At 72.3% G+C, this 12,274-nt stretch carries 14 protein-coding genes; 13 read left to right on the top strand and 1 reads right to left on the bottom strand.

From position 1 onward, the window contains the following. Positions 1-58 precede the first annotated feature (58 nt). The 8 genes from amrb99_RS44225 (at position 59) to amrb99_RS44190 (ending at position 7,408) form a co-directional block, all read left to right on the top strand. On the top strand, positions 59-937 hold the full coding sequence (locus tag amrb99_RS44225) for a hypothetical protein (protein ID WP_190867980.1): 879 nt from the start codon (positions 59-61) through the stop codon (positions 935-937). A 121-nt stretch (positions 938-1,058) separates the two neighbouring features. Further along, on the top strand, positions 1,059-1,697 hold the full coding sequence (locus tag amrb99_RS44220) for a histidine phosphatase family protein (protein ID WP_190867977.1): 639 nt from the start codon (positions 1,059-1,061) through the stop codon (positions 1,695-1,697). Positions 1,698-1,745: 48 nt separating this feature from the next. Then, positions 1,746-2,336 (top strand): TlpA disulfide reductase family protein, encoded by a 591-nt coding sequence (locus tag amrb99_RS44215; RefSeq protein ID WP_190867976.1) that lies wholly within the window; start codon positions 1,746-1,748, stop codon positions 2,334-2,336. 10 nt (positions 2,337-2,346) lie between these two features. After that, positions 2,347-3,087: a cytochrome c biogenesis protein CcdA gene (locus amrb99_RS44210; protein WP_190867974.1), complete on the top strand. Its 741-nt coding sequence runs from the start codon at positions 2,347-2,349 to the stop codon at positions 3,085-3,087. Positions 3,088-3,114: 27 nt separating this feature from the next. Continuing rightward, on the top strand, positions 3,115-4,884 hold the full coding sequence (locus amrb99_RS44205) for a cytochrome c biogenesis protein ResB (RefSeq protein ID WP_190867972.1): 1,770 nt from the start codon (positions 3,115-3,117) through the stop codon (positions 4,882-4,884). A gap of 4 nt (positions 4,885-4,888) precedes the next feature. Beyond that, on the top strand, positions 4,889-5,875 hold the full coding sequence (ccsB, locus tag amrb99_RS44200; RefSeq protein WP_190867970.1) for a c-type cytochrome biogenesis protein CcsB: 987 nt from the start codon (positions 4,889-4,891) through the stop codon (positions 5,873-5,875). 199 nt (positions 5,876-6,074) lie between these two features. Continuing rightward, the gene (locus amrb99_RS44195; RefSeq protein WP_190867968.1) at positions 6,075-7,067 is read left to right on the top strand and encodes a hypothetical protein; all 993 of its coding nucleotides are present in this window, start codon (positions 6,075-6,077) and stop codon (positions 7,065-7,067) included. 47 nt (positions 7,068-7,114) lie between these two features. Continuing rightward, positions 7,115-7,408, top strand: a complete 294-nt coding sequence (locus tag amrb99_RS44190) for a hypothetical protein (RefSeq protein ID WP_190867966.1) — start codon at positions 7,115-7,117, stop codon at positions 7,406-7,408. Between the two features lie 233 nt (positions 7,409-7,641). On the opposite strand, the gene amrb99_RS44185 is transcribed toward amrb99_RS44190, so the two are convergent. Next, a complete protein-coding gene (locus amrb99_RS44185) occupies positions 7,642-7,845 on the bottom strand; it encodes a BldC family transcriptional regulator (protein WP_151543245.1) in 204 nt (67 codons plus the stop codon). A gap of 335 nt (positions 7,846-8,180) precedes the next feature. Here amrb99_RS44185 and amrb99_RS44180 point away from each other — a divergent pair, with 335 nt between their 5' ends. The 5 genes from amrb99_RS44180 (at position 8,181) to amrb99_RS44160 (ending at position 12,274) form a co-directional block, all read left to right on the top strand. Next, positions 8,181-9,146, top strand: coding sequence for a threonine/serine dehydratase (locus tag amrb99_RS44180; RefSeq protein WP_190867964.1), 966 nt, complete (start codon positions 8,181-8,183; stop codon positions 9,144-9,146). Between the two features lie 136 nt (positions 9,147-9,282). Then, entirely contained in the window at positions 9,283-9,522 is a 240-nt protein-coding gene (locus amrb99_RS44175) for a DUF4229 domain-containing protein (protein WP_190867962.1), read from the top strand. A gap of 56 nt (positions 9,523-9,578) precedes the next feature. After that, positions 9,579-10,280 (top strand): demethylmenaquinone methyltransferase, encoded by a 702-nt coding sequence (locus tag amrb99_RS44170; RefSeq protein ID WP_190867960.1) that lies wholly within the window; start codon positions 9,579-9,581, stop codon positions 10,278-10,280. 136 nt (positions 10,281-10,416) lie between these two features. After that, complete coding sequence (locus amrb99_RS44165; RefSeq protein WP_190867958.1) at positions 10,417-11,673, top strand: geranylgeranyl reductase family protein; 1,257 nt, start codon at positions 10,417-10,419, stop codon at positions 11,671-11,673. 241 nt (positions 11,674-11,914) lie between these two features. Continuing rightward, complete coding sequence (locus tag amrb99_RS44160; protein ID WP_173096814.1) at positions 11,915-12,274, top strand: NADH-quinone oxidoreductase subunit A; 360 nt, start codon at positions 11,915-11,917, stop codon at positions 12,272-12,274.

Genomic DNA, 12,274 nt, shown 5'->3' with positions numbered 1-12,274 from the left:
GGCGGGTCGAGGTGTCCGGCGCGGGCGTCGCCGAGGGCACCGTCGTGGGGGTGCCGAAATGATCGAGCTGCGCGAGGTGACCAAGGAGTGGCAGGCCGCCGCCGGCCACGCCGCCGGCAAGATCGGCGTGGCGAGCGCGATCAAGGCGTTCTTCGGCAGCGCGGGCGGCATCGCGACGGCCGCCGCCGGGACGGCCGTGGTCGTCGGCGCCGGCGCCATCGCGGTCCAGCAGTTCGGCGGCGACGACCCGGCGCCGCGCCCCACGAGGACCCGGCCCGTCGCGGCCGTCGCGGCCGTCCGCGGCTGCCCCACCACCGACGCCGGCGGCCGGAGGACGACGCCGTCGCCCGGCCCCGCGCAGGTCCGCCTCCCCGAGCAGGTGAAGCTGCCGAAGGACGCCGCCGTCTACCGCGTCGACCAGGGCGGGTACCTGATCGGGCCCGCCTCGGCCTCCTGCTCGGGATCCCTCGGCGCGAACGCCGGCTACAACACGATCGGCGACGCCGGCACGCTCCAGATCTCGCAGAACTGGCAGGGATCCGTCGGCAACATCGCCTCGCAGGTCTGCATGTACTTCCCGAACTCCCCGGAGGGCGCGAAGGCGAAGCGGGACCTGGGCGACTGCACGTCGGACGTGCGGGCGCGGCAGGACGTCCCGACCGGGGTGCCCGCGCTGCGGCTGATGCTGGGGGTCGAGCTCCCGAACGGGCAGTCGCCGCCGTCGCCCTACGTGTCGGTGACCATGGCCACCATGGGTTCCAACGGGTTGCCGAACCCGGTCGGCTGCCTGGCGCCGGCGTCGCGCGCCGACATGTGCGACGCCGCCTTCACCTACTGGTTCGTCCAGGCCGCCCAGGACACGAAGATCACCAAGGCCGACCTGGACCGGGTCGCCGCGCGCATCGCCGCGTACGTCCGGTCGGCGGCCCGGTACTGAAGCGCCACTGGCGCGGCACCGGCGCGGCGGCGCCGGCGCTTCGGAGCGGATCGCCCGCGCGGAGGGCGGGGCGACGGGGCGGGGCCGAGGTAGGTGGTTCGTCTAGGTAGCCTAACGAGCGATGAGTGACACGACGATCGTTCACCTGCTGCGGCACGGTGAGGTGCACAATCCCGAAGGCGTCCTGTACGGCCGCCTGCCCGGCTACCGGCTCAGCGAGGACGGCGTCCTCATGGCCAAGGCCGCCGCCAAGTGGTTCGCCGACCGGGACGTCACCGCGCTGTTCTCCTCGCCGATGCAGCGGGCGCTGGAGACCGCCGCGCCGCTGGCCGACTCGTTCGACCTGCCCGTGACGGTGGACGATCGGCTGATCGAGGCGGAGAACCACTTCGAGGGGCTGACCTTCGGGGTGGGGCCGGGCTCGCTGCGCCGCCCCGAGCACTGGCGCCACCTGGTGAACCCGTTCCGCCCGTCGTGGGGTGAACCGTACAAGGAGCTCGCGGCGCGGATGCGCGCGGCCGTGATCCGGGCGCGGGAGGCGGCGCGCGGCCACGAGGCGGTGTGCGTCAGCCACCAGCTGCCGATCTGGATCCTGCGGCTGCACGCCGAGCACCGCCGCCTCTGGCACCACCCGAACCGGCGCGAGTGCGCGCTGGCCAGCGTGACCAGCCTCACGTTCGAGGGCAGCAGGCTCGTGGACGTCGGCTACCACGAGCCCGCCGAGGGGATCGCGAAGGGCCCCAGTGTCGCGGGTGCCTGACCGCACCGCTAAGTTGTGTACTACGTCCTGTAGTAGTAGGAGGGTCCGTTGAGCCCCCGAATCTCCCATGCGCGCGCGGCGGCCGGTGCCGTCGCGCTCTGCGGGCTGCTGGCCGGCTGCGCGGGAACCGGTTCGGCCAAGAGCGGCCCGGACGGGAACGACAACCGGTTCATCGCGGGCGACGGCAACGTCACCCAGTACCAGCCCGGCCAGCGTAAGAGCCTCCAAGAGGTCACCGGGCAGACGCTCGACGGGCAGGCGTTCCGGCTCGACTCCCTCAAGGGCAAGGTCGCCGTCGTCAACTTCTGGGCGTCGTGGTGCGCGCCCTGCCGCGGCGAGGCGCCGTCGCTACAGCAGATCTACACCGAGAACAAGGCGAAGGGCGTGGAGTTCCTCGGCGTCAACTTCAAGGACGCCAAGGACAACGCCAAGGCGTTCGAGCGCAAGTTCAAGGTCGGCTACCCCAGCGTGTTCGACGGGGACGGCCAGGTCACGCTCGCGTTCCGCGAGGTGCCGCCGAGCGCCGTCCCCAGCACCCTCGTCCTGGACCGGCAGGGGAGGATCGCGGCGCGCATCATCGGCGCCACCACCTACTCCAAGCTGAACCCGCTGGTCGCGAAGGTGCTCGCGGAAAAATGAGCGCGGCGCGGTGAACGTTGACGAGACGGTGACGAGCGGGTCGCTGGTGGCGGCGGCGCCATTGGCGGCGCTCGCCGGGCTCGTCTCGTTCCTGTCGCCGTGCGTGCTGCCGCTCGTCCCCGGCTACCTGTCGTACGTGACGGGGATGACCGGCGCGGACCTCGCCGAGCAGCGGCGCGGCCGGCTGCTGTCCGGCGTGCTGCTGTTCGTCGCGGGCTTCAGCGTGGTGTTCGTCAGCTACGGGGTGGCGTTCGGCGGCCTCGGCCGCTGGCTGCTGGAGTACCAGGACCAGATCACCCGCGTGCTCGGCATCGTCACGATCGTCTTCGGGCTGGCGTTCATGGGCCTGATCCCGGGGCTGCAGCGGACGATGAAGTCGGGCCGGCTCCCGTCGGCGGGCCTCGCCGGGGCGCCGCTGCTCGGCGCCCTGTTCGCGCTCGGCTGGACGCCGTGCATCGGGCCGACGCTCGGCGCCGTGCAGTCGCTGGCGATCAGCGAGGCGAGCGCCACCCGCGGCGCGCTGCTGTCGCTGGCGTACTGCGCCGGGCTGGGCGTGCCGTTCGTGGTGACGGCGATCGCCTACCGCCGCGCGCTCGGCGCGTTCGGCGCGGTGAAGCGGCACTACCCCCTCGTCATGCGGATCGGCGGGGGGATGCTCGTCCTCATCGGGGTGCTGCTGGTGAGCGGCCTGTGGGGGGAACTGAACATCGAACTGAAGTCGTGGATCAGCGGCTTCGAGCCGGTTCTGTGAGGCCGACGGATCGGCAGAGGCATTGATATGAGCGACATCAAGGACATCGAGACCGGCACGGAGGCGCCCGCCGCGCGGCAGGCGCCCGAGGAGGTGCCGCGGCCCAGGGGCATCGGCCCGCTGGGCTGGCTGCGCTGGGGCTGGCGGCAGCTCACCACGATGCGCACGGCGCTGATCCTGCTGTTCCTGGTGGCGCTGGGCGCGGTGCCGGGGTCGGCGCTGCCGCAGCGCGGGCAGGCGCCGGAGAAGGTCGCGGCGTACCTGTCCGACCACAAGACGCTCGGCCCGTTCTTCGACAAGCTCTCGCTGTTCGACGTGTTCGCCGCGCCCTGGTTCGCGGCGATCTACATCCTGCTGTTCGTGTCGCTGGCGGGCTGCGTCGTCCCGCGCGCCGTCAAGCACTACCAGTCGATGCGCGCCCGCCCGCCCGCGGCGCCGCGCAACCTCGACCGGCTGCCGCAGTCGGTGTCGTACGAGACGGACGACGCGCCCGAGGACGTCCTCGCCGAGGCGCGCAAGGTGCTGCGCGGCCGCAGGTTCCGGGTGGACGTGTCGGGCGGCGCGGCCGCCGCGGAGAAGGGCTACCTGGGGGAGACCGGCAACCTGGTCTTCCACCTGGCGCTGCTCGGGCTGCTGTTCGCGCTCGGCGCGGGCAACATGTTCGGCTACCGGGGCAGCGTGCTGATCACCGAGGGCAAGACGTTCGCGAACTCGCTCGGCCAGTACGACGAGTTCACCCCCGGCCGGCTGTTCAAGGACGGCGACCTCTCCCCGTTCACCGTCAGCCTGGACGACTTCAGGGCCAAGTACGAGGTGTCGGGCGACAAGCGCGGGCAGGCCACGGCGTTCGACGCCTGGATCCACTACCGGGACAAGCCGTCCGGCAAGGACAAGAAGTACGACCTGCGGCTCAACCATCCGCTGAAGGTCGGCGGCACGAAGGTGTACCTGCTCGGCCACGGCTACGCGCCGAAGTTCACCGTGAAGGACGCCAAGGGGAACGTCGCCTTCCAGGACGCCGTCCCGTTCCTGGCGATGGAGCCGCGCAACCTGACGTCCGAGGGCGTCATCAAGGTCCCGGACGCCGAGCCCGAGCAGCTCGCGTTCTACGCGATCCTGTGGCCGACCGCGGTCGCCAGCGAGGACGGCAAGCAGATCGTGTCGGCGTTCCCCGGCGCGCTGCGGCCCGTCATCACCCTGTCGTCGTTCAAGGGCGACCTCGGACTGGACTCCGGCACCCCGCAGTCGGTGTACAAGCTGGAGGGCATCGGCAAGACGCTCCAGCCCATCAAGGGCGGGGAGAAGCTGCTGGAGCCGGGCGAGACCTTCAAGCTCCCCGGCAACGCGGGCTCGATCACCTTCGACGGGATGGCGGAGTACGCGACGCTGTCGGTCAACCACGACCCCGGGCGCATCCCCGCGCTGATCGCGGCGGTGCTCGCGGTGCTGGGCGTGGCGACCTCGTTCCTCGTCCGGCGCCGCAGGGTGTGGGTCCGTGCGAGCGCCGGAGAGGGCGGGCGTACGGTGGTGGAGGTCGGCGGCCTCACGCTCGGCAACCCGACCTCGGAGTTCGACGACATCGTGACCGCCCTGCGCGGCCCCGGCGCCGAACCGGACACCGACCCGGGCACCGAACCGGAAGCCGAGAAGGCCGGGTCCGTCCAGGACGAGGGCGTCCAGGACAAGGCCGTGCAGGACGAGCCCGTCAAGGACGAGGCCGCGCCAGAACAGAACGGGTCCGAAGCGGAACCCGGCGCCGATCGGGGTTCCGGGTCGGCAACCGAACCGAAGGAGTGACGAGGTGAGCAACGCCGACCTCGCGAACCTGAGCGACAAGCTCATGCTGACCACCGTGGTGATGTACATCGTCGCGCTGGTCGCCTACGCGGCCGATCTCGGCTTCGGCCGCCGCTCCGCGGCGGTGGCCGAGGAGCGGGCCGAGGCGAAGGTGCTCGTCGGCGCCGCGGGCGCCGAGACCGTCGAGGACGCCGAGCCGGCCGGCGCGGCGGCCGCCGCGGACGGGGACGCGGAGCCGGAGCGCCAGCGGGTCGAATGGGCGCGGCTGGCGGTCCTGCTGAACGTGCTCGGCTGGGTGGCGCACCTCGGCATCCTGGTGACCCGCGGGCTGGCGGTGCACCGCTGGCCGTGGGGCAACATGTACGAGTTCATGACGGCCCTGTCGTTCGCCGCCGTGACCGCGTTCATGATCGTGGCGCTGCGCTACAAGGCGCGGTTCCTCGGCGCGTTCGTGATGGCCGCCGTGGTGATCGCGCTCGGCGTCGACAACATCTGGCTGTACGACTCGGCCGGCCCGGTCAGCCCGGCGCTGAACTCGTACTGGATCGCGATCCACGTCACCGCCGCGATCATCGCGACGGGCTCGTTCACGGTGGCGGGTGCCGCGACCATCCTGTACCTGCTGAAGTCCCGCGCGGAGGCGAGCGAGGCCGGGGTGGGCGGCGGGATGCTGTCGCGCATCCCGTCCGCCGAGGACCTCGACCGGCTGTCGATGCGGGTGACGACGTTCGCCTTCCCGATCTGGACGGCCGCCATCATCATGGGCGCCATCTGGGCCGACGAGGCGTGGGGCCGGTACTGGGGCTGGGACCCCAAGGAGGTCTGGTCGTTCGTCACCTGGATCGTCTACGCCGCCTACCTGCACGCGCGCGCGACGGCCGGGTGGAAGGGCCGCAAGGCGGCGATCCTGTCGCTGATCGGCTTCGGCTGCCTGCTGTTCAACTTCTTCGGCGTCAACTACATGTTCTCGGGCATGCACTCCTACGCCTGAGCGCGCTCCCCGAGCACGTCACGAGCAGGTCATCGAGGACCGCGGCCACCGTTCCGGCGGGTGCCGCGGTCCTCGCACATCCGCGCCCGCCCGTTCCGTGGTGACTCGCGGGGATGACGCCGTGTCGGGTTGCGGCTTACCCTGCCTCGGGGGCCCTCTCGCTCGGCGACTCCGCGGGCCCCGCTGACAGAGGAGCCCGATGCGCTTCAAAGGCATCCACCGAAAGCCCCGGGAGCTCAGGAATCGGGAGGCGCCCCGGGGCTCCGCGGCCCGCGGGGACGGCGCGGTCCGCGGGGACGACACGGGCTACGCGCCGTCGCCGCCGGACGCGGAGCGGCGCCCGGAGCCCGGGCATCTCCGGCCGCGCAGCAACCAGCCCCGCGACCGGTTCGGCCGGTTCCGCAAGGCCGGCCGCGACGACGACTTCGCGCTCGCCCCCGGTGCCGACCGCCCGGAGGCCGCCGAGGCGCAGAAGGGGCGGTACGGGCGGCGCGGCGCGGGCCGCCCCCGCCCCGGCGACTACGCGTGGAGCGACTTCGAGCTCGACGACGCGCTGCGCGTCGAGCCGTACCCGCCGGGCATGCCGCACGCGGCCGACGGCCGGCGGCACTGCGGCGTGCTGGAGAGCGTCCTGCACCGGCAGTGGGACGCGCGGCAGGGCCCGCCGCCGCCGGAGGTGATCCGGGCCGTCGACAGCCTCGCGTCGCTGCCGGAGCCGCTCAAGGAGAAGCTCGCGGGCGGCCTCGACGGCATCTACGTCGGGCCCGGCGGCGTCCCGCAGCTCGACGACATGGGCCACCTGCGCGACCGCCCGCTGCCGTCCGGCCGCGCCACCTGGGACATCTGCGCCGGCGCCTACGGCGACCGCAAGATCATCGTGGGGGACCGGCCGTCGCCGACCCCGGACGTGATGCTGCACGAGGTCGGGCACGCGCTCGACGACATCGACGGCGAGTCCGGCGGCTGGACCTCCGACAGCCCCGCCTTCCGGGAGCTGTACGAGCTGTGCCGCCCGCACCTGGCCAGCGACTTCCACCGGCAGCCCGACGCGCTCGGACGGCGCGAGTTCTTCGCCGACGCGTTCGCCGCGATCTCGTCCCGGCAGCGGCCCGCGCTGGTCGATATGCTCGCCGGCAACATCAGGACGGCACTGGAAGTCATGCTCTTCTTCAACCGCAGATACGGCATCTAGGACCCCGTGATGCCGGCGAAGGCGATGGACTCCGAAGGTGATCGACGATGTACGTGATCCGGCTCCCCGACGGCACGCTCCGGGTGCCCCACAGCGTCCTCGCCGACCCGGGCGACGACGCGGCGGGCGCGGGTCACGACGGGGCGGAGCGGGAGCGGGGCGGGCGGATCATCGCCGACGCCTACGTGGAGATCGGGCCCGGCGATCCCGACTACGACCGGCTCCTCGGCCAGTCGCTGACCGAGGAGGAGCTGGAGGACAGGCGCCGCCGGTGGCGGGACGAGGACGCCGAGCTGGCGCGCAGGTTCGAGGAGTGGCGGGACGGCGAGGCGGAGGAGTAGCCGTGCCGGATCATCGCGCTGCCCCGGCCGCCCGGGCTGGTGGACCGGCCGCAGGAGGGCGGCGGTCCGGGCGGTTCCGAGGCGGGGGCGCACCCCCGTGCGTCCCGGCCGGTGTCGCCGGGGTCAGTGCCTTCCGAGGGGGGACGGCCCTCCGCGTCCCCTGGCCGGCGTCGTCGGGTCCGGTCCTTCTCGGGGTGGGACGACCCGCGCGCCCCCGGCCTGTTCCGCCGGGGTCAGTGAACCGAGTGCTCGGCGACCGGCTCTTCCCCGCGCAGCAGCGCGTGGACCTCGGACTCCCGGAAGCGGCGGTGGCCGCCGGGAGTGCGGATGCTGCTGATCCGGCCGGCCGCGGCCCACCGGGTGACCGTTTTCGGATCGACCCGGAAGAGGGCGGCGACTTCCCCTGGGGTCAGCAGGCGCTCGCTCGTGCTCTCCACGTTTTCTCTCCCCCTTTGTCCCGCTCTCGGCGCGGGTGGACTGTTTAACAGTGTGGCGGGTCAAGACCGATTTCTCCCTTGTTTTCGGAAAACATCACGCTGCGTAATTCGCCGAGCAGCGGCGATGACGGTCGGTGCCCGCCACCTGGGCCTCCGCGGCCTCGCACACCACACTTGACCTGCCGTGTCACGCTGGAAACGGGCCCTTGACAGGCCGATGGCCGCTCGGTGCCGGCGCCGGGCGAACGCGCCGGCGAAAGCGCCGGCACCGCGCCGCCCGTGCGCGCGTTGACCGGCGTGTGCGGCGGTGGCCGCCACCCCATACCCTCGTGACCATGTCCGATCTTGTCTCGCTGCCGGAGATCGAGCGCGCCGCCGAACGCCTCGCCGGCGTCACCGTGCGCACGCCGCTGGTCCCGTTCCCCGGGCCGGGCGACGGGACGGAACTGCTGGTGAAGGCGGAGTCCCTGCAGCCGATCGGAGCATTCAAGCTGCGCGGCGCGTACAGCACCATCTCGGGGCTGTCCGAGGAGGAGCGCGAGCGCGGCGTCGTCACCCACTCCAGCGGCAACCACGCCCAGGCCGTCGCCTACACCGCCCGCGCGCTCGGCATCCCCGCCGTGCTGGTCATGCCGCACACCACCCCCGGCGTGAAGGTGGACGCCTGCATCGCGCTCGGCGCCGAGATCGTCTACGTCGAGCCGACCGCCGAGGCCCGCGAGGAGACCGCGGCCAAGCTCGCCGCCGCGCACGGCTTCACCCTCGTCCCGCCCTACGACGACGCCCGCGTCATCGCCGGCCAGGGCACCGTCGGGCTGGAGATCGTCCGCGACCGCCCGGACGTCGACGTCGTGCTCGTCCCGGTCAGCGGCGGCGGCCTGATCGCCGGCGTGTCCGCCGCCGTGAAGGCGCTGCGCCCCGAGGCGAAGGTGATCGGCGTCGAGCCCGAGCTGGCCGCCGACGCGCGCGACTCGATGCGCGAGGGGCGGCCCGTCGCCTGGGACGCCGAGAAGACCGGCCGCACCATCGCCGACGCCCTCCGCGTCCAGCGCGTCGGCGCCCTGCCGTTCGCGCACATGCGCGAGCACGTCGACGGCATGATCGCCGTCACCGAGGACGAGATCCGCCGCACCATGCGCCGCCTCGCCCGCGAGGCCCGCCTCATCGCCGAGCCCGCCGGCGCCGTCGCCACGGCCGCCTTCCTCTACCATCGCGCCGAACTCCCCGCCGGCACCACCTACGTCTCCGTCCTCTCCGGCGGCAACGTCGACCCCGCCCTCTTCCTGGACGTCCTCAAGTAACCCGCGAGGAAGATCGCCACGGGCGGGCACGCGGAGCGAGCGCAGCGAGCGCAGCGGGCCTGCCTGCCGACCGTGGCGGGGGTTCCAGGGGGTCGCTCCCCTGGCACAACACAGCCGGGGGTAATCTCGAAGGGTCATGCGTTCCGTACTGCTCTACACCGCCGGCCGGCTGGCGATCTTCGCGGCCACGGCCGGCGTGCTCGCGCTGTTCGGGGCCCGCGGGTTCCTGCTCCTGCTGCTGGCGCTGCTGACCAGCGGCATCGTCAGCTTCGTCCTGCTGTCCGGCCAGCGCGACCGGATGTCGGCCGCGGTGACCTCCGGCCTGAGCGCCCAGCGCGACCGGTTGCAGCGCGCGAAGACCCGCGAGGACGCGTAGCCCGGTACCGCACGGGCGCCTCGATGGCGCGCGCGGGGCGGCAATAGGCTGGCCCCATGACCCGCGCCTCCTTGGATAAGAAGCCCGCCGACGTGGCGGCGATGTTCGACGGCACCGCAGAGCGGTACGACCTGCTGAACACGCTGATGACGGGCGGGCAGGACCGGCGCTGGCGGCGGGCGGCCGTCCGGGCGCTGGACGCGCGGCCGGGCGAGCGGATCCTCGACCTCGCGGCCGGGACCGGGACGTCCTCGGTGCCGTTCGCCGAGGCCGGCGCCCAGACCGTGGCGTGCGACTTCTCCCTCGGCATGCTCCGGGTGGGGGTGCGCCGGCAGGCGGGCGTGCCGCGGCTGCGCTTCGCGGCCGGCGACGCGCTGCGGCTGCCGTTCGCGGACGGCTCCTTCGACGCGGTGACGATCTCCTTCGGGCTGCGCAACGTCGCCGACACCGGGCGGGCGCTGCGCGAGCTGCGGCGGGTGGCCAAGCCCGGCGGCCGGCTGCTGATCTGCGAGGTCAGCCATCCGCCGAACCCGCTGCTCGCGCTCGGCCACAAGGCGCACCTGAAGTACGGTCTGCCGCTGCTGGCGCGGGTCAGCTCCAACCCCGACTCCTACCGCTACCTCGCCGAGTCGACGCTCGCCTGGCCCGACCAGGCGGCGCTGGCCCGGCTCGTCCAGGACGCGGGCTGGACGAAGGTGCGCTGGCGCGATCTCACCTTCGGGGTGGCGGCGATGCACCATGCGATCAACCCCGGCTGATCGCCCGCCCGGCGGGTACGGGACCGGTCCAAAACTGAACCGGCCCAGAAGTACCCACCGGTCGTGATAAAGGAATAGACTCCCCACCGGATCCTTGTGAAGTACTTCACAAGCGAACGAGCTAAAGAGGAACGCCGTGACCGACTCCACCCGACACGCGGACGTGATCGTCGTCGGGGCAGGCCCCGCCGGATCGTCGACCGCCTACTGGCTCGCGCAGGCCGGGCTGGACGTGCTCCTGCTGGAGAAGGCCACCTTCCCGCGCGACAAGATCTGCGGCGACGGCCTCACCCCGCGCGCGGTCCGCGCGCTCATCGGGATGGGCGTCGACATCAACGACCCCGGCTGGGGGCGCAACAAGGGGCTGCGCATCTACGGCGGTGGCGTGAAGGTGGAGCTGCCCTGGCCGGAGCTCGCGAGCTTCCCCGACTTCGGCCTGGTCCGCAAGCGCACCGACCTCGACCAGCTGCTCGCCGAGCACGCCGCGAAGGCCGGCGCCCGGCTGCTGCAGGGCTGCACCGTGACCGGCCCGATCCTGGACGAGCGCACCGACCGGATCAAGGGCGTCACTGCCCGGTACGAGGACGAGGACGTCGAGTTCCACGCGCCGCTGGTCGTCGCGGCCGACGGCAACTCCACCCGGCTGTCGCTGGCGATGGGCCTGCGCCGCCGCGAGGACCGCCCGATGGGCGTCGCCGTCCGGCGCTACTTCCAGACGCCGCGCCACGACGACGAGTACATGGAGGCGTGGCTCGAACTGTGGGACGGCGAGCGCCTGCTCCCCGGCTACGGCTGGGTGTTCGGCGTCGGCGACGGCACGTCCAACGTCGGGCTCGGCCTGCTCAACACCAGCAAGGCGTTCCAGAACGTCGACTACCGGGGCATGATGCGGCGCTGGTGCGCGCAGATGCCGGAGGACTGGCAGTTCGACGAGGAGCACGCGACCTCGAAGATCCGCGGCGCGGCGCTGCCGATGGGCTTCAACCGGCAGCCGCACTACACCCGCGGGATGCTGCTGGTCGGCGACGCCGGCGGCATGATCAACCCGTTCAACGGCGAGGGCATCGACTACGCGCTGGAGTCCGGCCGGCTGGCCGCCGACATCATGGTGCAGGCGCTGGCGCGGCGCACCCCCGCGCAGCGCGAGCGGACCCTGTACGAGTACCCGCGCATCCTGAAGGACGAGCACGGCGGCTACTTCACGCTGGCCCGCGTGTTCGTGCAGGCCATCGGCGACCCGCGGATCATGAAGTTCCTGACCGCGCACGGCCTGCCGCACCCCACCCTCATGCGGTTCACCCTCAAGCTGCTCGCCAACCTGACCGACCCGAAGGGCGGCGACGCGATGGACCGGGTCATCAACGCGATGCAGAAGGTGGCGCCGGCGGCATGAGCGAGTTCCGGATGCTCCCGCAGATATCGCTGTTCGCCGCGAAGTCGCAGGTGAGCGGACTACAGTGCATTACCCGACCCCCTGAGGGGAGTGCTATTGATCACCTTGGCTAGGGTGGCGACCCGTGCTCGTGAGAATTTTCACGAGCGTGCGAAGGGTCACGCCGCCGAGGCGCGCCGGTCCGGCCCCGGACCCCGCGCCCCGTACAGCGTCGTACGTACCGAGGAGGGGCGGTAGAGACATGGATCTCTATGTTCCGATCATCGTGCTGGGAGCGCTCGCCGCCGTCTTCGCCGTCGGCTCGGTGGCGATGGCCTCGCTCACCGGCCCGAAGCGCTGGAACCGCGCGCGGCTGGACGCCTACGAATGCGGCATCGAACCGACCCCGCAGCCCGTCGGCGGCGGGCGGTTCCCCGTCAAGTACTACCTGACGGCGATGCTGTTCATCGTCTTCGACATCGAGATCATCTTCCTGTACCCGTGGGCCGTCGCCTTCGACCACATGGGCATGTTCGGCCTCGTGGAGATGGTCCTTTTCATCGTCACCGTTCTCGTCGCCTACGCCTACATCTGGCGTCGCGGCGGTCTGGAGTGGGACTGA

Source organism: Actinomadura sp. RB99 (genome assembly GCF_014706005.1).
Lineage (GTDB): Bacteria > Actinomycetota > Actinomycetes > Streptosporangiales > Streptosporangiaceae > Spirillospora.
The sequence above is the reverse complement of the archived record's forward strand: the minus strand, read 5'-3'. Positions and strand labels throughout refer to the sequence as shown.

Excerpts from the sequence above, each read along its gene's own strand:
- amrb99_RS44225 (WP_190867980.1), top strand. The coding sequence starts at position 59 with ATGATCGAGCTGCGCGAGGTGACCAAGGAGTGGCAGGCCGCCGCCGGC.
- amrb99_RS44220 (WP_190867977.1), top strand. The coding sequence starts at position 1,059 with ATGAGTGACACGACGATCGTTCACCTGCTGCGGCACGGTGAGGTGCAC.
- amrb99_RS44205 (WP_190867972.1), top strand. The coding sequence starts at position 3,115 with ATGAGCGACATCAAGGACATCGAGACCGGCACGGAGGCGCCCGCCGCG.
- amrb99_RS44195 (WP_190867968.1), top strand. The coding sequence starts at position 6,075 with ATGCGCTTCAAAGGCATCCACCGAAAGCCCCGGGAGCTCAGGAATCGG.
- amrb99_RS44190 (WP_190867966.1), top strand. The coding sequence starts at position 7,115 with ATGTACGTGATCCGGCTCCCCGACGGCACGCTCCGGGTGCCCCACAGC.
- amrb99_RS44180 (WP_190867964.1), top strand. The coding sequence starts at position 8,181 with ATGTCCGATCTTGTCTCGCTGCCGGAGATCGAGCGCGCCGCCGAACGC.
- amrb99_RS44175 (WP_190867962.1), top strand. The coding sequence starts at position 9,283 with ATGCGTTCCGTACTGCTCTACACCGCCGGCCGGCTGGCGATCTTCGCG.
- amrb99_RS44170 (WP_190867960.1), top strand. The coding sequence starts at position 9,579 with ATGACCCGCGCCTCCTTGGATAAGAAGCCCGCCGACGTGGCGGCGATG.
- amrb99_RS44160 (WP_173096814.1), top strand. The coding sequence starts at position 11,915 with ATGGATCTCTATGTTCCGATCATCGTGCTGGGAGCGCTCGCCGCCGTC.